Source organism: Vibrio sp. 1457 (assembly GCF_033340195.1).
In the GTDB taxonomy this organism is placed as follows: Bacteria; Pseudomonadota; Gammaproteobacteria; order Enterobacterales; family Vibrionaceae; genus Vibrio; species Vibrio alginolyticus.
In genome coordinates this window covers 106,857-127,373 of record NZ_JAWOWA010000011.1, presented here as the reverse complement: position 1 = coordinate 127,373, position 20,517 = coordinate 106,857, and the positions used below count along the sequence as shown (strand labels likewise).

General features: G+C 44.6%; 18 protein-coding genes. 5 read left to right on the top strand and 13 right to left on the bottom strand.

Annotated elements, in window-relative coordinates; translation table 11 throughout:
• Window positions 1-53: 53 nt before the first annotated feature.
• The 3 genes from recJ to xerD are packed head-to-tail and all read right to left on the bottom strand — an operon-like array spanning window position 54 to window position 3,602.
• Window positions 54-1,793 (bottom strand): single-stranded-DNA-specific exonuclease RecJ, encoded by a 1,740-nt coding sequence (gene recJ / locus R7Z41_RS13590; protein WP_017821504.1) that lies wholly within the window; start codon window positions 1,791-1,793, stop codon window positions 54-56.
• Between the two features lie 43 nt (window positions 1,794-1,836).
• The gene (gene dsbC, locus R7Z41_RS13585; RefSeq protein ID WP_005381786.1) at window positions 1,837-2,625 is read right to left on the bottom strand and encodes a bifunctional protein-disulfide isomerase/oxidoreductase DsbC; all 789 of its coding nucleotides are present in this window, start codon (window positions 2,623-2,625) and stop codon (window positions 1,837-1,839) included.
• Window positions 2,626-2,684: 59 nt separating this feature from the next.
• Window positions 2,685-3,602, bottom strand: a complete 918-nt coding sequence (gene xerD, locus R7Z41_RS13580; protein WP_005381788.1) for a site-specific tyrosine recombinase XerD — start codon at window positions 3,600-3,602, stop codon at window positions 2,685-2,687.
• A 157-nt stretch (window positions 3,603-3,759) separates the two neighbouring features.
• On the opposite strand from xerD, the gene fldB reads away from it, so the two are divergent.
• Window positions 3,760-4,278 carry a flavodoxin FldB gene (fldB, locus tag R7Z41_RS13575; RefSeq protein WP_005381790.1) on the top strand — a complete coding sequence of 173 codons (519 nt, stop codon included), beginning with the start codon at window positions 3,760-3,762 and terminating at the stop codon, window positions 4,276-4,278.
• Window positions 4,279-4,363: 85 nt separating this feature from the next.
• Here fldB and brnQ read toward each other — a convergent pair whose 3' ends face one another.
• Window positions 4,364-5,674 carry a branched-chain amino acid transport system II carrier protein gene (gene brnQ, locus R7Z41_RS13570; protein ID WP_005381792.1) on the bottom strand — a complete coding sequence of 437 codons (1,311 nt, stop codon included), beginning with the start codon at window positions 5,672-5,674 and terminating at the stop codon, window positions 4,364-4,366.
• A gap of 330 nt (window positions 5,675-6,004) precedes the next feature.
• Here brnQ and R7Z41_RS13565 point away from each other — a divergent pair, with 330 nt between their 5' ends.
• Together R7Z41_RS13565 and srmB are read left to right on the top strand one after the other, a co-directional pair.
• Window positions 6,005-6,724, top strand: a complete 720-nt coding sequence (locus R7Z41_RS13565; protein ID WP_053306891.1) for a tRNA1(Val) (adenine(37)-N6)-methyltransferase — start codon at window positions 6,005-6,007, stop codon at window positions 6,722-6,724.
• Window positions 6,725-6,831: 107 nt separating this feature from the next.
• The gene (srmB, locus tag R7Z41_RS13560) at window positions 6,832-8,055 is read left to right on the top strand and encodes an ATP-dependent RNA helicase SrmB (protein ID WP_005381797.1); all 1,224 of its coding nucleotides are present in this window, start codon (window positions 6,832-6,834) and stop codon (window positions 8,053-8,055) included.
• A 109-nt stretch (window positions 8,056-8,164) separates the two neighbouring features.
• Here the strand turns inward: srmB and yaaA are convergent, their stop codons facing one another.
• Window positions 8,165-8,941, bottom strand: a complete 777-nt coding sequence (gene yaaA / locus R7Z41_RS13555; RefSeq protein ID WP_225477660.1) for a peroxide stress protein YaaA — start codon at window positions 8,939-8,941, stop codon at window positions 8,165-8,167.
• A 110-nt stretch (window positions 8,942-9,051) separates the two neighbouring features.
• Complete coding sequence (locus tag R7Z41_RS13550) at window positions 9,052-10,485, bottom strand: alanine/glycine:cation symporter family protein (protein WP_005381800.1); 1,434 nt, start codon at window positions 10,483-10,485, stop codon at window positions 9,052-9,054.
• A 721-nt stretch (window positions 10,486-11,206) separates the two neighbouring features.
• On the opposite strand from R7Z41_RS13550, the gene R7Z41_RS13545 reads away from it, so the two are divergent.
• Entirely contained in the window at window positions 11,207-11,392 is a 186-nt protein-coding gene (locus R7Z41_RS13545; RefSeq protein ID WP_005381805.1) for a DUF3545 family protein, read from the top strand.
• Window positions 11,393-11,628: 236 nt separating this feature from the next.
• Here the strand turns inward: R7Z41_RS13545 and R7Z41_RS13540 are convergent, their stop codons facing one another.
• From R7Z41_RS13540 to nfo, 3 genes are all read right to left on the bottom strand, one after another.
• Complete coding sequence (locus R7Z41_RS13540; protein ID WP_005381807.1) at window positions 11,629-12,180, bottom strand: hemerythrin domain-containing protein; 552 nt, start codon at window positions 12,178-12,180, stop codon at window positions 11,629-11,631.
• A 113-nt stretch (window positions 12,181-12,293) separates the two neighbouring features.
• Window positions 12,294-12,974, bottom strand: coding sequence for a uracil-DNA glycosylase (gene ung, locus R7Z41_RS13535; protein WP_005382846.1), 681 nt, complete (start codon window positions 12,972-12,974; stop codon window positions 12,294-12,296).
• Between the two features lie 289 nt (window positions 12,975-13,263).
• Entirely contained in the window at window positions 13,264-14,148 is an 885-nt protein-coding gene (nfo, locus tag R7Z41_RS13530; RefSeq protein ID WP_225477662.1) for a deoxyribonuclease IV, read from the bottom strand.
• Between the two features lie 326 nt (window positions 14,149-14,474).
• Between nfo and grcA the strand changes: the two genes are divergently transcribed.
• Window positions 14,475-14,852: an autonomous glycyl radical cofactor GrcA gene (gene grcA, locus R7Z41_RS13525; protein ID WP_005381814.1), complete on the top strand. Its 378-nt coding sequence runs from the start codon at window positions 14,475-14,477 to the stop codon at window positions 14,850-14,852.
• Between the two features lie 111 nt (window positions 14,853-14,963).
• Here grcA and R7Z41_RS13520 read toward each other — a convergent pair whose 3' ends face one another.
• From R7Z41_RS13520 to thrA, 4 genes are all read right to left on the bottom strand, one after another.
• Window positions 14,964-15,623 (bottom strand): NADPH-dependent FMN reductase, encoded by a 660-nt coding sequence (locus R7Z41_RS13520; protein WP_065274189.1) that lies wholly within the window; start codon window positions 15,621-15,623, stop codon window positions 14,964-14,966.
• Between the two features lie 139 nt (window positions 15,624-15,762).
• Window positions 15,763-17,043, bottom strand: coding sequence for a threonine synthase (gene thrC / locus R7Z41_RS13515; RefSeq protein WP_033906104.1), 1,281 nt, complete (start codon window positions 17,041-17,043; stop codon window positions 15,763-15,765).
• The gene (thrB, locus tag R7Z41_RS13510; protein ID WP_017635074.1) at window positions 17,040-17,996 is read right to left on the bottom strand and encodes a homoserine kinase; all 957 of its coding nucleotides are present in this window, start codon (window positions 17,994-17,996) and stop codon (window positions 17,040-17,042) included. Before thrB ends, thrC begins: the two co-directional genes overlap by 4 nt.
• A 20-nt stretch (window positions 17,997-18,016) precedes the next feature.
• Window positions 18,017-20,476, bottom strand: coding sequence for a bifunctional aspartate kinase/homoserine dehydrogenase I (thrA, locus tag R7Z41_RS13505; protein WP_065274188.1), 2,460 nt, complete (start codon window positions 20,474-20,476; stop codon window positions 18,017-18,019).
• Between the last annotated feature and the right edge of the window lie 41 nt (window positions 20,477-20,517).

Below are 20,517 nucleotides of genomic sequence, written 5' to 3'. Positions count from 1 at the left end.
TTTTACGCCCACTTAGGGGCAACCGTACTCTATAAGAAAGGTTAATCTAGGTATTACTTAGCTTCGATATGGTCGATCATCAATTGCAATGATTGATTACCACGAAATTCATTCACATCCAGCTTATACGCGAGACGTACTGTTTTAACCGATGCATCTGGCCATCGGCGTAGATCAACATTGAATGCAATGCCGTCGATCATCACATTGGTAGGGTGACCTTTATAAAGCGGCTCTAACATCAATTTAAGATGCTTCTCACCCACCAGCTTTTGATGCAGTACTTTAAACTCACCATCAAAGATTGGTTCAGGGAAGGCTTGTCCAAAAGGGCCACCCGATCGCAGCTGTTCAGCAACATGCATAGAGAACTCTTCCGGCTTAAGTTCACCATCTGACATGATCACGCCTTTTAGCGCCGCTTCATCGAGTTCCTTTTTTACCACTTCATCAAACAAACGACTGAAACGCTCAAAATCCTGCTCTTTAATCGTTAAGCCTGCTGCCATGGCGTGTCCACCAAACTTGATGATCAAACCCGGGTTTTGTGTGTCGATGAAATCCAACGCATCGCGCATGTGTAGCCCCGGAATAGAACGACACGAGCCTTTAATCGTCCCTTCTCCGCCATCAGCAAATGCAATGACTGGACGGTGAAACTTCTCTTTAATGCGCGAAGCCAAAATACCAATCACACCTTGGTGCCAATCACGCTGGAATAAGGCTAAGCCATAAGGAAGCTCATTGCCTTCACCAAACTGAAGGCGCTCACAGAAAGCCATCGCTTCTTGCTTCATGCCTTCTTCAATCTCTTTACGAGTTTGGTTCAAGCCATCCAATTCACTTGCCATGCGACGAGCAGCGTGGATGTTGTTACACATCAATAGTTCAACACCGAAAGACATGTCATCAAGACGACCTGCAGCGTTAATACGTGGACCTAAAGCAAAGCCAAAGTCAGACGCAACTAAACGACGCGCATCGCGCTTCGCGACCTCAATTAATGCTTGGATGCCGGGACGCGCTTTGCCAGCACGAATACGTTGCAAGCCTTGGTGTACAAGAATGCGGTTGTTTTCATCCAATGGAACGACGTCGGCGACGGTACCCAGTGCAACAAGGTCAATCAGTTCCATCAACTTGGGCTCTTGCATCCCCTGTTCTGCAAACCAATTGTGTTTTCGCATATGAACGCATAGTGCCATCATGAGATAAAACGCGACCCCCACACCCGCAAGCGCTTTAGATGGAAAGCTACAGCTCTCAAGGTTTGGGTTCACCATTGCATCCACATCAGGCAACACTTGTCCTGGTAAGTGGTGATCGGTAACGAGCACGGTAATGCCATTTTCTTTTGCGTAACGCACACCTTCGATTGATGAGACGCCGTTATCCACCGTCATGATCATCTCAGCGCCAAGCTCTAACGCTTGGTCAACGACTTCTGGGCTTAACCCATAACCGTCTTCAAAACGATTTGGCACTAGGTAATCCACATTGTGACTACCAAGCATACGCAGCGCGAGTACTGATAATGCTGAGCTTGTCGCACCATCAGCGTCAAAATCACCGACAACGATGATGCGTTTTTGTTCTTTTATCGCCTGAAACAAAAGATCGACAGCTTGCTCAATCCCCCCGAGTTTTTGATATGAATGCAACCCACGGGCCGACGTTTCTAATTGTGAAAGATCCGTTATCCCACGGTTGATGTAGATACGTTTAAGAATCGGAGGTATGGAATCAGGAAGAAGGGAAAGATCTGGTTCAGGACGTCGTTGAATTTCTATCATGCTTGAAAGAGCCGACAACTTTGCCGGCTCTGCTCCTAAAGGATTATAGTTGCTTTAAACGTTTCAATAGCTCTGCAGGTGGTAGGTAGCCACCAACCATTTCGCCATTCGGTAAGAAGATTGCTGGCGTACCAGAAATACCCAATTGGCGACCTAGATTGTAATGCGCCTGGATGGTTTCTTTACACTGTTTCAAGTCTTTCGCAGGGTTATCAAATGTACGATTCACTTTCGCGTTGTGCATTGCCGACGCCGGATCTTCAGCACACCAAATCGTTGCCATTTGCTCTGCCACAGGGCCAGTTGCACCTTGGCGAGGGTAAGCCATGTAACGCACTGTAATACCTAGATCATTATAGCCTTGCATTTGGCTATGCAGACGCACACAGTAACCACAGGTGATATCAGTGAATACGGTCACAACGTACTTTTCATCGTCGGCTTTGTATTCGATCATGCTATCGGAGAACTGCGCAATTTTCTCGGCGTTAAGCGGCGCTTGACGCTCTGCTATGACATCTTTGTAACTGCCATCATCATTAATGGCATAAAGCGTACCGGCGATAAAATGGCTACCATCATTTGAAGCAAACAGGATCCCGCCATTGGTTTGAATTTCCAATAAGCCAGCGACGTCTGATGGTTGAATATCAACGATAGATAAACCAAGCTTTGAGAACTTAGTTTTTAATGCTGCTTCATCAAAGCCGCTTTGTGCAGCTGGCGCCACTTGTTGCGCAGGAGTCTCCGTTTGAGCCTGACTTTCTTCTGCACCACAAGCGGTAACAAAAAATGGTAAAGTCAGCAGAGTTAGTCGGCGTAATACGCTCATGAAATTCACCTTAATGTAAAATCGTTTTTCCAAGAAGACATGGATGAATCTAACCATTGTTATGCTCTTGGGTGGTGTTGACTGTGGATCTGCTTCAATCGTTCAGTCGCCACGTGAGTATAAATTTGCGTGGTCGATAAGTCACTATGTCCTAAAAGCATCTGTACGACCCTGAGATCTGCGCCATAGTTCAATAAATGCGTGGCAAAGGCATGACGCAGTACGTGCGGCGACAGCTGATCAGTATCAATCCCTGCTATCAAAGCATAGTACTTAATACGGTGCCAAAACGTCTGACGAGTCATTTGTCTTGCGCGTTTACTAGGAAAAACAATATCAGATGATGTATCACCAAGTAACGCAGGGCGCCCTTGTTGAATGAACGTCTCGATCCAATCGACCGCGTTTTCCCCCATAGGAACCAGGCGTTCTTTACCACCTTTACCAGTCACGCGCACCACCCCTTGGCGCAAGCTAACATTTTCCATGGTCAAACTGACGAGCTCTGTCACACGCAACCCTGTCGCGTAGAGTAGCTCTAGCATCGCTTTATCGCGCAATTCTATAGGGTCATTCGGGTCTGGCGCTTCGAGCAACGCGTCCACTTGCTCTTCACTAATATCTTTGGGTAAACGTTGTGGCAGTTTAGGGCTAACCAAGAGCGCACTCGGGTCATCAGCACGCACCTTCTCACGATGCAGGTATTGAAATAAACGACGAATAGCCGACAACATACGCGCACGGGACGTCTGTTTGTAATCTAAGTCTACAAGGTGGCTTTGATATTCTTGCAAGCCAGACAAACTGATAAAATCAAGACGGTATCGATGTTTTTCCATCCACACGAGCAGCTTCATTAAATCGTTTCGGTAGGAAGCCAACGTGTTCTCTGATAGGCCACGCTCCATCCACATCGCATCTAAGAATTGCTCAACAAGCGAAAAATCTTGTTGATTGACAGGCTGTTGTGCCGTCATGAATGCTTCCTTATCTGTTTATATTTACAGTATTTAGATTAAAGCACCTGCCAATCCAATACCATAAAAAATCATCCCACATAGGATATTCGCTGCAATCTTCCTCAATTTATGGTTAGAATCTTCCACAACAGCAACACAAATAACGACGAATATAATGAAAATCGGACTCTTTTACGGCTCAACGACCTGCTACACCGAAATGGCAGCAGAGAAAATTCGTACCCTTATTGGTGAAGACCTTGTCGACATTCACAATGTGAAAGAGACACCGTTATCACTAATGGCGGACTACGACTTATTACTCCTTGGCATCTCAACTTGGGATTTTGGTGAAATTCAAGAAGATTGGAACGCGATTTGGCAAGACATCGCGACCACACCACTGAAAGGCAAAGTTGTAGCGCTGTTTGGTCTGGGTGACCAAGAAGGTTACGGAGAGTGGTATTTAGATGCGATGGGCTTACTTCACGATGAATTGCAAGCCACAGGCGCAACCTTTATCGGTTACTGGCCAAATGAAGGCTACGAATTTGAAGCATCGAAAGCACTGATCGAAGATGGCAGCAAGTTTGTTGGACTTGCGTTAGATGAAGACTCACAGTACGAACTGAGTGATGAACGCATCGAAAAATGGTGTGAACAAGTTCTTGTGGAATTCCACGACACGCTTTAATAGCGCAAACACGTAATCATTAAAAAGTAAAAAGCCCGATGAAGTAATTCATCGGGCTTTTTATTATCTTGATAACGCGAAGTGATTACGCGGTTTCTTGTGCTAGCTCTGGGCGAGGTTTCGCGATGAAGAACATGCACACGATAGCCGCAAATGTTGGAAGCACCCAACCCATGCCGACTTCGAATAATGGCAACATGTTAAACGCAGAAACATCAATACCCGATACTTTTGCCGCATCAACCAACGCAAACAGCAGAGATACAAGCAGTACTGCACGGTAAGCAAAGCGTGGATTCGGCAGTTTGCTACGCACAAATGTTAGTGCAACCAACGCAATCGCCACAGGGTACAGCGCAAACAATACTGGCACTGACAGAGAAATCAGCTGCGCAAGACCAACGTTTGCAACCAATGCACAAACAGAACCATTAATCAGTACCCATTGCTTGTATGACAGTGGTGTTTTCGAGCTGAAGAAATCTGAACACGCAGAAATCAAGCCAATAGCGGTTGTCAGACACGCTAGCAATACGATGACAGACAGAACGATTTGACCGTATGGACCAAACAACGCTTGAACGTATTGGCTAAGCACTAGGCCACCATTATCAGCACCAGCAGCAACCGTTGCACTCGTCGCACCTAAGTAAAATAGTGAGATGTAAACAAACGCAAGACCAGCAGCGGCAATACAACCTGCATAGATCAGATATTTAGTAGTTGCAGAGCGCTCAGTAATGCCTTTACCGCGTAGTGCGTCAACCATCAGCATGCCAAACATCAATGACGCGAACGTATCCATTGTGTTGTAGCCTTCTAAGAAGCCTTTGGTCAGAGGCTGCGTTAGGTATTCACCGTGCGCGCCAATCATATCGCCCTGAGGATCAAGGAAGACAGCGACAGCAAGAATGATCAAACCAACGAACAATGCTGGTGTCAGTACTTTACCGATAAGATCGATCAAACGGCCTTGGAACCATGAGAACATCATCGCTGCGATAAAGAAGATCACTGAGAACGCTGTCAGATGCGTTTGTGACGCCTCAAGGAAGAAAGGTTTCACCGCCATCTCGTAAGCCACTAGGCCTGTACGAGGCGCTGCAAACGCTGGACCAATGATGATGAAAATCAGTGCAGCCATAAGAACTGCCGCTTTTTTCGGAAGATCTTGCGTCAAGTGATCCCAAGAACCACCAGCAACAGCAATAGCAACGATAGTAATAAGAGGTAGACCTACCGCTGTTAGCAAGAAACCAAACATAGCTGGCATTAAGTTTTCACCCGCTAACTGACCCGCTAGAGGTGGAAAGATAATATTGCCCGCACCTAAAAAGAACGCAAATAGCATAAAGCCTACTGCGATAATATCTGTTAGTTTTAACGTCTGCTTCACAGATAACCCTTGTCTTTTAATTAATGAATGTTGTGTATGCTTAGACCACTTTTTGTATACCTAAAGTCAATAAGTACACGTGGTTCAATCTATAAAATTTTCGCCGCATAATGACGAAAGACTCATCATTTGGCAACCTTTAAGAAAAAAACACCATATTAATTTAGTTTTCAAACTTAAAAGCAGTGGATATAACCAGATCCAAATAACAGACCAGTTCTTTATCTCGATCAATTAACAATACAATTTAATAACCAACAAAACAACAATCTATACAATTAATAAACAATAGAGTAATCCACTTAATTATTGAGCAAATATAAAACAATCATGAAGAACAAAAAACTGAAAACTAAAGGTTTCAATTTTAAGCAATTTTGTATTGAGGGCGGCGAGAGTGGTATGCCAGTCAGCACAGATGGGGTAATGCTTGGTGCTTGGATTCAAAGCCCTAACGACGCTAAAATTCTCGATATTGGCACTGGCACTGGCCTGCTTGCCCTGATGTGTGCTCAACGCTTTACAGAAGCTCAAATAACCGCGGTCGATATCGAATTAACAGCCGTTGCTGCCGCGCAAAAAAATATGGCCCAGTCTCCTTGGTCAGATCGTGTAAGTGTGCATCACACCGACATACTGCACTTTACGCCGACACATCCATTCCAACGCATCATTTGTAACCCGCCCTACTTCAACAGCGGCGAGCAATCGAAACACAGTCAACGTGCAACCGCGAGGCACACTGATACGCTAGGCCATAACGCATTGCTACAGCGTTGCTATCATTTGCTTGATGACGAAGGGAGAGCTAGTTTTGTTTTGCCAATCACCGAAGGCGAGCAGTTCATTGAGCTAGCATTAAACCAAGGTTGGTATCTATCGAGGATCTGTCGTGTGCAACCATCAGAAAAGAAACCAGTACACCGATTGTTATTTGAACTGTCAAAACGACCTTGCGATTTGCAGACGTCACATTTAATTATCCGTTCAAATGACGGCTATAGTGATGATTTCATCCAGTTAACCCGCGAGTTTTATCTTAAGATGTGAAATAACATGTGATCCTTATCACCAATCACTTTATAATGTGCGACCTTTTTGTATTCTATGCTGTTGTGGCGAACCATTAACCAAGCTTTGCTTGTGGAGAACTCATTGTGATCAGAACCTTTGCTGAACTTGATCTAGACCAAAACCTACTTGAAGCCATTGAAGAGATGGGTTACGAACGCCCAACAAAAATTCAGGCAGAAGCGATTCCACAAGCGTTGGACGGTCGTGACATTCTAGCGTCAGCGCCAACAGGAACTGGTAAAACGGCCGCCTTCGTCCTGCCAGCATTGCAATACTTGCAAGACTTCCCTCGTCGTAAGCCTGGGCCTGCGCGTATTTTGATCCTAACGCCTACTCGCGAACTGGCGATGCAAATTGCCGATCAAGCACGTGCTTTGGCAAAAAATACCAAACTCAACATTTTCACCATCACTGGTGGTGTTCAGTACCAAGAGCACGCCGACATCCTTGCAACAACACAAGACATTGTGGTTGCGACACCTGGCCGTTTAAAAGAATACATTGATGCAGAACGTTTTGATTGTCGTGCAATCGAATGGTTAATCCTTGATGAAGCAGACCGTATGCTAGATATGGGTTTTGCTCCTACTGTCGATCGCCTATCTAACGAATGTCGCTGGCGTAAGCAAACCCTTCTGTTCTCAGCAACGTTAGAAGGGAAAGGCGTAGAAGGCTTTACCGCTGATCTGTTGAATGACCCAGCAGAGATTGATGCAAAATCACCGCTGCGTGAGCGTAAGAAAATTGCTCAGTGGTATCACCGAGCTGATGATGCTGAACACAAACTGGAATTACTAAAACACATTATTACTCAGCAAGCTGAGCGCACTATCGTCTTTTTAAAGACTCGTGAGCGTTTGGCTGAGCTACGAGCGCAGCTTGAAAGTGCACAGATTCCATGTTCTTGGATTCAAGGTGAAATGCCGCAAGATCGTCGTAACAATGCGATTTCTCGCTTCCGCGATGGTACTGTGAACGTGCTGCTAGCGACGGACGTTGCTGCGCGTGGTATCGATCTTCCGGATGTATCACACGTTATCAACTACGACATGCCGCGCACGGCTGATGTTTACCTTCACCGTATCGGCCGTACGGCTCGCGCAGGTAAGAAAGGTAACGCTATCTCAATCGTAGAAGCACACGACCAACCAATGATGGATCGCGTTGCGCGCTACGTGAAAGAAGACATCAAAGAGCGTTTCGTGAAAGAGATGCGTCCTAAACACAAAAAGCCTGTGTTTAAGAAGAAAAAGAAAAAAGACGACAAGAAAAAAGTAGCGAAAAAGAAAACCGCTAAGAAGAAGTAATCTTGTTGGAGCCAAGTAGCTCAAGCTAGAAAATAACAAAGGGTTGGCAATGCCAACCCTTTTTCGTTTGTGCTGATAGAGATTAACGTAGACTACGTCTCAATCAGCTTTATTTTTGCTCTTCACGTTTAAATACTAACTCTGTTGGCGTCGATTCATCTTCCACAAAGTAGTAACCCGCCGTATCAAACTTAGTCAGGTCTGCCACGCTCTCAACACGGTTTTCAATGATGTGACGCGCCATCATACCGCGCGCTTTCTTCGCGTAAAAACTGATGACCTTGTATTGACCATTCTTACAATCTTTGAATACTGGCGTGATCACTTGCGCATCTAAATTCTTTGGCTTAACCGCTTTAAAGTATTCATTTGATGCAAGGTTGATAAGGACATTATCACCTTGAGCAGAAATCGCTTCGTTAAGCTTGTCCGTAATTACATTGCCCCAAAACTGGTACAAGTTCGTACCCTTGTCGTTTGCAAGCTTGGTACCCATTTCAAGACGGTATGGCTGCATCAAATCAAGTGGTTTTAGTAAACCATAAAGACCCGATAGCATACGCAGATGATCTTGAGCATATTCGAAGTCCGCTTCAGATAAACTTTCGGCGTCTAGACCTGTGTAAACGTCACCTTTAAATGCAAGAATGGCTTGTCGTGAGTTTTCCGTGGTAAACGTTTCACTCCATTCTTGGAATCGGCCCACATTTAAATCGGCAATCTTGTCGCTCACTTTCATTAAAGAGGCAACATCAGCAGGAGTCAGTTTGCGGCAAACATCGATAAGCTCTTTTGAGTATTCGACCAACTCAGGTTGAGTAAATTTTTCTGTCGCTAACGGAGACTCGTAATCAAGAGTCTTCGCTGGAGAAACTACGATAAGCATGACTTTCCCTTCTCTAATTTTGTTTTTAATAGGGTACAAAAAAAGCCATGCATTGTCTGCATGGCTTTTTACATCGTACTAATAGCTTTCAACTATGAGTGATAGCTCACTTAGTCTTTTTTATCGTTGTACCAAATGCCTTCTTCAAGCTGAGATTTCAGCTCTGGGAAGTCATTCGCATCAAATGTTGGCACTTTGCCTTCACCAAGCTGGCGGTTGTAATCTTTTGCCAGTTTAATCACGATGCCAGATAGCAAGATGATCGCCACCAAGTTGACTATCGCCATCAGACCCATAGAGACGTCAGCAAGCGACCATACGACTGGTAACGAAGCTAGTGCACCAAACATCACCATACCAAGAACAATAACGCGGAAAATGCTTAAGCCCGCTTTATGATTGTGCTCTAGGAAGATTAAGTTCGTTTCAGCATACGAGTAGTTTGCAATGATTGAAGTAAACGCAAAGAAGAAGATTGCCACAGCAACAAAGATGCCGCCCCAATCGCCAACTTGTGAGCTCAATGCTCGCTGAGTTAGCTCGATACCCGTCACTTCTGTTGCTTGACCGACATACTCACCAGACATCAGGATGATAGCCACTGTTGCAGAACAGATAACGATCGTATCCATGAACACGCCTAGCATCTGTACGTAACCTTGAGACGCTGGGTGTGGTGGGTAAGGTGTTGCTGAAGCTGCCGCGTTAGGTGCAGAACCCATACCTGCTTCATTCGAGAATAGACCGCGCTTGATACCGTTAATCATTGCCTGTGCAATTGCGTAGCCAAGACCACCTGCTGCTGCTTCTTGCAGACCAAATGCACTCTTAAAGATAAGCATCAATACATCAGGTAATTTCTCTAGGTTAGAGAACATGATGAACAGCGCTAGGGCTAGATAAAGTAGTGCCATGATCGGAACGATCATCTCAGCAACTCTTGCGATACGCTTGATGCCACCGAAAATAACAATTGCAGACAGTAAAACAACGGCAATACCAACATACAGGTTATTCCAACCAAATGCGTTGCTCATTGCATTGGCAATTGAGTTAGCTTGTACGGCGTTGAATACCAAACCAAAAGCGATGATTAGGAAAACTGAGAACAACACGCCCATCCAACGCATGCCCAGGCCTTTTTCCATGTAGTAGGCAGGGCCACCACGGTAGTTGCCATCATCATCTTTGGTTTTGTATAGCTGCGCCAGTGTGCTCTCGGCAAACGATGTTGCCATACCAAGCATTGCAATCAGCCACATCCAGAAGATCGCACCAGGACCACCCGCAGTCAATGCAACTGCAACGCCCGCCATGTTACCTGTACCAACACGTGCAGCAAGACTAGTACAAAGCGCTTGGAAAGAGGAAATACCAGCTTTGTCTGCTTTACGGCTGTTCTTAAGAACAGAGAACATGTGGCCGAAATGGCGGAACTGAATGAACCCTAATCGAACGGTGAAGTAAATACCAACACCAACAAGAAGATAAACCAGAATCGAGCCCCAGAGGAGATCGTTCATCAAATTGATTAAGTCTGTCATGTGTACCTCAAAGTGAGTTGCGCCAGTCTATGCGTCCTAGCCATCCACCAAATTGCCTGCTAAGTGTCAAAGTGTGCTTAGCTTTTTAAGTAATGTTTATGGGCAATCTAGAATCGTAAACGTCGCTTCATGCATCCATTTTACGTACCAGCGTATTTTTTGACGGGCGGATAATGCAACCTAGGAGCGCAAAAATCAATATGCAACAATAAGAATATCATTGTTATTTTTCACTATAAAGTCACCAAAAAATAACATAAATAGAAGACTTAACACTCAAACTGCGCAACATTTCAATTACCAAACACCAACATAAATAATTATTTTTCATTAAATGGAATGGCAAACCGTATAAACAAGAACAAGCTAGTATTCACAAGGTGTTACATAAATTTACGCTAGTGACTTACCATCTAATTGAACACTATTTCATCAAACTGATTTTATGCAACTTTAACCTTTGCGCAGTGCACCCATTCATCAAATCGAATTAACATAGAAAATCTCTCTATTTAATCGTTTTCTTGAGATCGTTTGTGCATTTTTTATCCACATCGTTGCAATAAAAAGTGTGATTTTGAGAATATTTTTGCACGAAAATGTCATGCTACCGACACAAATGCGAAATATATCATGGTTATTCTCACGGCTATTGTGGTACTTAAAAAACTCCACAAGGACTGGTTACAACAGTTTAGCTTAAGAAAGGTAAAGGTGGCTTATGGAAGGCTTTCAACTAGATGACATTTTTAATCTGGATACTACCTCAACAACCAAATCTCGTGCCAAACCAGTAAAGCGAAAGTGGCGTGAAATAGAAGAGATGAACGACAGACGCAATTTGCTTAAAGAGCTGCGCGAACTTGATGTCTGTACCGATTATAACTTGGAAGACATTAAACTCTAATTCAAACAAAAGGCACCTTACAGGTGCCTTTTGTTTTTTGTTTACAGTGACCGTAAACACCGTGAGTTTATGTACCAAGGTTTAAGTATGAATACCATTATTACTGAATGAGAATCTTCCGTACTTTTTGCCGAGAAATATGCACACTAAATTTTCGGTTGATTCCCAATAAATAAGAAATGTATCTCACAAACCCGAGAGACGGCTTTCGCTCGCTCAGGTTTCATCACTCAGGCTTAAACATACTCAGTATCACTTTGACGAACACGTTCGGCCAACTGCTTATAACGATCAGCAATCGTGTCACCAAACACAGGATCATCCTCACTGACGCTCCATAAGCTCTCGACATGCTGCCAATCTTCTGTGGTAAATAACTCTTCAATGAGAGGCAAAATTTTTCGCTCTTCTAGCTCCAAGTGGTGCCTTTGCGATTCTATGAAATCTTCTAGGTGAGCGACAAACATGTCTTGTGGCACAACAGCATCCTGAAGGATCATCTCTATCACGGATGAAAACTCTCTGGTTTTACTCGCTAACTCTAGATGTTCTTTCTCTAAATTTTCCATGGTTTGTTGCTTACCATAGTGTTCAAGAAAGTGGTGATAGAGGATATCTTCTTTCGGGTGGTGTACTTTCTCCGAATGATTAGAGAGGTAATCAACAATCTCGCTTACTAACGCATAGTTGATTACACGTTCTTTTTTTATCTCATTAAGCTTATGGCGCAGTATCGCCAACAGACGAACCATATAACCATGTTCGCGTCGAATTCTTTCGATCATCATAGCGTCTCTCCTTAACACCTACTTTTAGTAAGTGTACATGAGAAATTTACTATCAGCCTCGAGCGTGCTCAAAAAAACAGCGATCATACCATCCATGATCGCTGTCTCTTCATTTATACCGTTAATGGCAAATGCCAGTTAATTGGTGCTTTTTCTTGTGATGTAAGCAACTGGTTTGCTTGAGAGAAATGCTTACAACCGAAAAAGCCTCGATGTGCAGAAAGTGGCGATGGGTGTGGGGCAGCTAACACATGGTGCTTATTGCGATCGATAAAACGACCTTTCTTCTGCGCGTGTGACCCCCACAGCAAGAACACTACACCTTCTTGATGCTGATTAATGGCTTCAATCACTCGATCAGTAAACGTTTCCCAACCTGTCTTTGAATGTGAATGCGCTTTACCTTGCTCCACCGTTAATACCGTATTGAGTAACAATACGCCTTGTTCAGCCCAGCTTTGCAAAAAACCATGCTGAGGGATTTGAAAACCTTCAATATCTTGCGCCAGCTCTTTATACATATTAACCAGTGACGGTGGCGTTTTAATGCCAGGAAGTACAGAGAAACACAGGCCATGCGCCTGATTTGGGCCGTGGTATGGGTCTTGTCCTAGAATCACGACCTTAACGTCTTTGAACTCGGTAAAACGAAACGCGTTAAAGACATCTTTTGCGGGAGGAAAAATAGCTTTGCCTGCGGCGCGTTCGGCTTCAACAAAATTCAAGGTGTCTACAAAGTAGCTCTGCTTTTTCTCTTCGCCGATCACATCGTGCCAAGTGGGTGACTGATTCATGGAAAGTTCCTGTCCTAAATTTTGCTTCTATTCTAACGAGCGAAACTCAAACAAACAAAAACTTACCACGAACTTGAGACAAGTAATAAAAGACTAATGCTTCTGTGGCGTTCGAAAATGCCCCTGTCCGGTAATGTGACGATTAGGCATCGGTAAGCGAAGCACGCGACGAGTGAAAGCATAAGGAGTAAAAGAGAGTGGTCGAGACATGTTGGCATCCTTCTTTGCTAATTCAGAGATTGATGTTCAATGACTAAGAAAGAAAGGTGCCAACTTTGTGGTTACGCCATTAACTGGCAATGGCCGCTAAATGGAATTGACGCAATGTGTTGATCTCTTGCTGCCAAATATCTGGATCAATTGTTTCCAAAATCAGAGGGATACCATCAAAACGAGGGTCTTTCGCGATGTACTCAAAGCAATCCCACCCGATCTCTCCTTTACCTAGCGAATGGTGGCGATCTACTTTGCTGGCAAACTCTACTTTTGAATCATTTAGATGCATTGCTCTTAAATAGTGCATACCTACGATACGGTCGAACTCTGCAAAGGTGCGCTCGCAATCTTCTTTTGTACGTAAGTCATAACTAGCCGTAAAGGTATGGCAGGTATCAATACAAACGCCGACACGATCTTTATCTTCCACTTGCTCGATGATTTCAGCAAGGTGCTCAAACTTCCAGCCTAAGTTAGTGCCTTGACCTGCCGTATTCTCGATAACAGCGATCACATTCGGCACCGCTTTATGCGCAAGATTGATCGACTCGGCGATCGTTGCGAGGCACTCCTGTTCAGAGACTTTCTTTAGGTGACTACCCGGGTGGAAGTTAAGCAAAGTCAGCCCTAACTGATTACAACGCTCCATTTCATCAATAAATGCCGCGCGGGATTTATTCAGCTTTTCTTCTTCCGGCGCACCCAAGTTAATCAGATAAGAATCATGGGGAAGAATATGTTCTGCTCCGAAACCCAGCATTTTACAGTTCGCTTTAAACGCACTGATGGTTTTTGCTTCTAAAGGCTTCGCCACCCACTGGCGTTGGTTTTTTGTAAATAGTGCGAATGCATTCGCGCCAATTTCACGAGCTCTCAACGGAGCTTGATCGACCCCACCAGCAGCAGAGACATGTGCACCAATGAGTTTATTCCCAAGCTTGTTTTTCATGTTTGTCATTTAATCACTTTAGACTTTCAGTATTGCTACCTAAATACAGATAGTTGCGTTAACCAGTTTAAACTTTAATCTCAATTTGTAGTAAATTTACAACAAAACTAGTTATTAAATATTTTTTATATTATCAAATAAATTGTAATTAGTTTGTTTTCAAAGGTTTTATTGATTTAACTCAATAAAATTACCTTAATAAAAATAATGTTTTTGGTTGTTTTTTGACTTAAATCAATATTAAAATAGTGGATATTAGCTATATAATACTCAGCTCAACGAAAATTCGAAAATTAACACCAATAATCACCACGTAAGTGGTCTAGGAGATAGTGATGATCCAAGGTATCCAAATTACAAAAGCGGCAAACGACGACCTACTAAACTCTATCTGGCTATTAGATAGCGAAAAAAATGAAGCTCGTTGTGTTGCTGCAACTGCTGGCTACGAAGCAGACCAAGTTATCGCAATCAGCGACCTAGGTGAATACGAAAGCCGTGAAGTTGCAATCGAAACTGCTCCTCGTATCGAAGGCGGCCAACACCTAAACGTGAACGTGCTTAAACGCGAAACACTAGAAGATGCAGTTGCACACCCAGAGAAATACCCACAACTAACTATTCGTGTTTCTGGTTACGCAGTACGTTTTAACTCGCTAACTCCAGAGCAACAACGTGATGTAATCGCTCGTACTTTTACTGAGACTCTATAATCTCTCAGTAAACTAGCTCGCTAGAATTTAAAAAGCTTGGTCAGCAATGACCAAGCTTTTTTTGTTTCAGAATCCTTCTAAACCCTTTCTATAATGGAAAGCAACTCGCCTCTAAGGTGCATTTCTTTGCGAAGGATCTTTCTGAAACGCTTGCGCTAAAGAGGTTGGATCACGCCTATCTCTTTGCAGTGACGCCCCTTCTGCCCACCAAATCAATTGATGCATAGTGCGATTCATATAGTTGTCCCACTGCGTCTGCTCCGACTCATCCTCAGCAACGCCCTGTTCATCAAACACTTCTTGCGCTTTCGGAATGTGGATCATCGCAGAGACAGGTAAACATCCAAGTTCAGATAAGAAGGTACGCATAGAAACGGCAGCTCTAACACCACCCCATTGTCCGGCAGAATAGGTCACGATAGCACTCGGCTTGTAAGAAAACAGCGAACTGCCGAAATGGTTAAGCATGTTCGCCAAAGCAGGACTCATCGAATGGTTATATTCCGGGCTAACCATCACATACCCATCCGCATGTTTGATTTTGTCTGCCAGCTCACTTAGGTGCTGCGGAACTTTAGAGCGGTGATAAGCAAACTCGGGCTTAAACACATCGCCAAAGTCGTAATTCAAAGGGTCGATGATTTCGACCATATGTTGCGAATGTTGACTCGCGATGAGTTTTTCACACGCTTTACTGACTCGCATTCCTAAACGGGCTGGTCGTGGTGGCGTGCTGTTTCTCACTGAGCCAAGAAAAATCAAAAAATGCATGCTTCTCTTTCTATCTCATTTAGTTAAGTTCGTTTCTCAATCATAAAGAGAGTCACAACTTACCGACAATAAAAAAGGTGAATGATTACTCATTCACCTCTCGTTATTTCTGTTTTTGATACTTACTATACTTTGAAGCTTACTGCACGCGGCGCAGTACTTGTTTCAATGCGTCAAAGTCTGCGTCGAGCTCTTCCGATAGCAGCTCCATCGCAGCGTGCTTCGCTAGTGGCGCAGGAAGGTCGATATCGGATTCTAGAATATCATCCACCACTTCTTTGAACTTCGCAGGGTGAGCAGTACATAGGAACAGACCGGTTTCACCGTCTTGCAATTGTTCTTCAAGCACTCGGTAAGCAATCGCACCATGCGGTTCGCATAGGTAGCCTAGAGCATGTAAATCTTTCACTGACTGTGCGCTTTGCTCATCAGATACTGCGCCTTTACCTAACGTCTCCAAGCCCCACTCTTTCACGCGGCACAGCTCTTCAATACGAGGCCAATTGTTTGGTTGGCTCACGTCCATCGCGTTCGATGTTGTTGCGACTGTTGGTTTTGGCTCCCACTTACCTGTTTCTAGGTAGCGAGGAACCGTGTCATTGGCATTAGTTGCAGCGATAAAGCGTTTGATAGGCAAGCCCAACGCTTTTGCCAATAGACCAGCAGTTAGGTTACCAAAGTTACCACTTGGTACAGACACAACAAGGTTTTCACGCTCTTGTTTGCTCATTTGCGCAGCTGCTTCAAAGTAGTAACAGATTTGCGCCATCAAACGGCTGATGTTGATTGAGTTTGCAGAGTTCAGACCGATCTCTTCACGCAGTGCAGAATCATCAAAAGCTTGCTTAACCAGTGCCTGACACGCATCGAAGTCTCCATCGATCGCGACAGTGTGAATGTTTTTACCAAGCGTACAGAATAGCTTCTCTTGCAGTGGGCTGATCTTGCCTTTTGGATAAAGAATCACAACGTTGATGTCTTCCATACCGTAGAAAGCATGCGCAACGGCTGCGCCAGTATCGCCAGAAGTTGCAGTCAGAATGGTGATCTTGCCACCGTCCGAAACGGCTGCAAGAGATTGCGCCATAAAGCGACCACCAAAATCTTTAAATGCAAGCGTTGGACCATGGAACAGTTCCAGAGCGTAAACACCGTCTTTGACCTGATTAATTGGCGCAGGGAATTGGAATGCAGCATCAACAAGAGCATTCACCTGCTCTTCTGCAAGTTCATCTCCAATTAACGCCGATAGAATCTTAGTGCTACGAGAGACAAAGTCTTCTGCAAGCAGCGCATCGATATCTTCAAATTTTGGTAATTCCGATGGGAAAAATAGGCCTTGATTGCGACCTAACCCTTGGCGAACGGCTTGGCCAAAGGAAACTTGTTCATCATTTTCTTTTATATTGTAAAGCTTCATAGCTCACTTCCTGTTACTTTCGAACCCTGCTTATCTAGACGACAAACGTGGACGAATCCTTCTTCGTTTTGTACGTAGTTTTGTTCTAACCAGCGAGCAACTCGCTCAGCGACATCTTTCTCTTTGCAAATACTGAACAGTGTCGGACCACTGCCAGAAATACCGGTTGCCAATGCACCCGCAGACGCTGCGTATTGACGTGCATTCGCAAAACCTGGAAGCAGTTTCTCACGATACGGTTCTGCGATCACGTCTTTGATCATTTTTGCAGCAAGTTCTGGCTGACCAGAATGACACGCATGAATAAAGCCCGCAAGGTGGCGACCATGAGCGATGATATCTTGTCGGCGGTATTGAGATGGTAGGATCTCACGCGCTTCCGCCGTTGATACCTTGATACCCGGATACGCCATCACCCAGTACCAATCATCAAAGCAAGGCACTTCTTGACTGATGATACCCAACTCTTCAAGCATCAGTTGCACACCACCAAGGTAACATGGCGCAACGTTGTCGTAGTGAATACCACCAGAGATCTTGCCTTCCATCTCTCCCATCAGCGCCAATAATTCTGTCTCGTTAAGTGGCTGTCCATGGAATCGGTTCAATGCATCTAATGCAGCGACGATAGAACATGCACTTGAGCCTAAACCAGAGCCAATTGGCATGTTCTTTTCTAGCGTCATCTCAAGTGGTTTTAGCTCAACGCCTTTTTTGTCTAACTCACGAGCAAACACGAGCCAACAGTCGTAGACGATGTTCTCTTTTGGTTCAGTTGGCAATTTCTCAACAAAATCACCCGCCGTTTTAAGGCTGAACGGATCAGCCCCAGATTTCACCAATACACGGTCACCCAATAGTGTGCCATCCACTGGAGACACGGCAGCCCCCAGCACATCAAAGCCAACGCTTACATTACCAATTGATGCTGGGGCATAAACCACTACATCCATATCACTTGAACTCATTATTGTTATACCCCTAGTTTCCAACCTAAAGTACGCATCACGTCAGAAAATACACCCGCAGCCGTTACTTCGGTGCCTGCACCATAGCCACGTAACACTAGTGGGATTGGCTGATAGTAACGGCTGTAAAATGCCAGTGCGTTTTCACCGTCCTTGATTTTATACATTGGATCGTTTTCATCCACCGCTGCGATGCTTACTGTGCACTTGCCCTCATTAATTTCACCAACGTAGCGCAGTACTTTGCCCTCTTCCGCTGCCTTTGCAGATAATTCTTTAAAGTAGGCGTCTGCTTCAGGTAAACGCGCCATAAATTCATCAACGCTACCAGAATCATCAAAACCTGGTGGCAGTGCTTGATCAACCACAACGTCTTCTAGTTCTAGAGACATGCCTGCTTCACGAGCTAGGATCAGAAGCTTACGCGCGACATCCATACCAGAAAGATCATCACGAGGATCCGGTTCAGTAAAACCATTTTCTTTTGCGATATTAGTTGCTTCACTTAGGCTCATACCTTCATCTAACTTACCGAAGATGTATGACAGAGAGCCAGAAAGAATACCGCTAAAGCGCTCTAGCTCATCACCCGCTGAGATTAGGTTTTGCAGGTTTTCGATTACCGGTAGACCCGCCCCCACAGTTGTTTCGTACATCAGCTTGCGACGAGAGCTGCGCGCAACATCGCGAAGCTGATGGTAGTAAGCCATGCTTGCTGTGTTTGCTTTTTTATTTGGTGTAACGACATGGAAACCAGCAGCTAAGAAATCAGCGTATTGATTCGCGATATCTTCACTTGATGTACAGTCAACCAATACTGGGTTGATGATGTGGTTACGTTGAACCAAAGAAATCAAACGCGCTAGGCTGAACTCTTCTGTCGCTGCCGACATACGATCACGCCAATGATCGAGTGGAAGACCTTCACTATCAAGCAGAAGACCTTTGCTGTTTGCCAAGCCACACACGCGGATCACGATGCCTTTTTCCGCAAGCTTCGCCTGTTGACGCTCGATCTGATCCACCAGCTCACCACCAACGCCACCAATACCAACCACGAATACGTCTAAGAAGTGCTTAGAGTTGAATAGGTTTTCGTGACACGCTTTGATCGCTTCAGAGATTTTATCTTCAGGAATCACGGCTGAGATAGCACGCTCAGATGAGCCCTGTGCGATGGCTACAATGTTTACGTTCACTTCAGCAAGAGATGAGAAGAAGCGAGATGCAACACCGCGCGATGTACGCATGCCGTCACCAACCAACGTTATGATTGAAACATTATCAATAAACTCGACCGGCTCTAATAAGCTATCTTTCAGTTCCAACTCAAACGCATCGGCCAGTACTTGTTGCGCTTTTGCTTTATCTTCTGCCTCAATACAGAAGCTAATGCTGTACTCAGAAGAAGACTGAGTAATAAGAACAATAGACACACCAGCGGAAGACATTGCGCCAAATACGCGGCTTGCCATGCCAACCATACCCTTCATACCTGGGCCGGAGACGTTAACCATGGTTAGGTCGTTTAGCGTCGTGATACCTTTGATCGCCAGATTGTCTTCACCAGTGTCTTGCCCAATCAGAGTTCCTGCACCTTGTGGGTTAAAGCTGTTTTTGATCAGACATGGGATGTGGAACTGCGCGATAGGAGCAATGGTCTTCGGATGCAAAACGGAAGCACCGAAGTAAGAAAGCTCCATTGCTTCTTGGTAGCTAAGAGATTTAAGTAAGCGAGCATCTTCCACTAAACGAGGGTCGCAGTTGTATACACCATCTACGTCAGTCCAGATCTCACAACAATCTGCGCGCAGACACGCCGCAAGAACCGCCGCCGAATAATCAGAGCCATTGCGACCAAGTGTTACCAATTCACCTTTCTCGTTACCTGCGGTAAAGCCAGGCATGATATTCACATGGCCCAGAGGAAGAGGGTTTTGGCGGAAGTTTTGCGTTGAAACGTCTACATCAACCATGGCTTCAAGGTGATCACCTTTTGCGTATAGGTATTCAACTGGGTCGATAAGATGTGCTGGCTGGCCTTTGGCTTCTAGCACCGCTTTCATCAATTGAATCGAAACGCGTTCGCCTTTGCTAATAATACGTGCATTAACATTGTTTGGGCACATGCCAAGAAGATTGATGCCATGAACGAATTGGCGTAATTGAGAGAGAGAAGTTTTCACTTGGTTATCGAAAGCTGAACCATCGATATTGGGTAGTACTGCTTGGATTTGAGTGAAGAGCGTTTTAAACGACTCCTCCAACTCTTTGATTTGTAGTTCTGCTTCACCATTGCGCAATGCGCCTTCAATGACCGCAACCAATTTGTTTGTTGTTTTACCAGGAGCGGAAAGAACAACCGCTACTTCTTCTTGTTGAGCGTTATTGGCAATAATGTCTGCCGCTCTCAAAAAGCGATCTGCATCAGCTAGTGATGATCCGCCAAACTTCAATACTCGCATCCCTTCCTCCGGTATATCTTCTTAAATTTGTCTAAATTCTG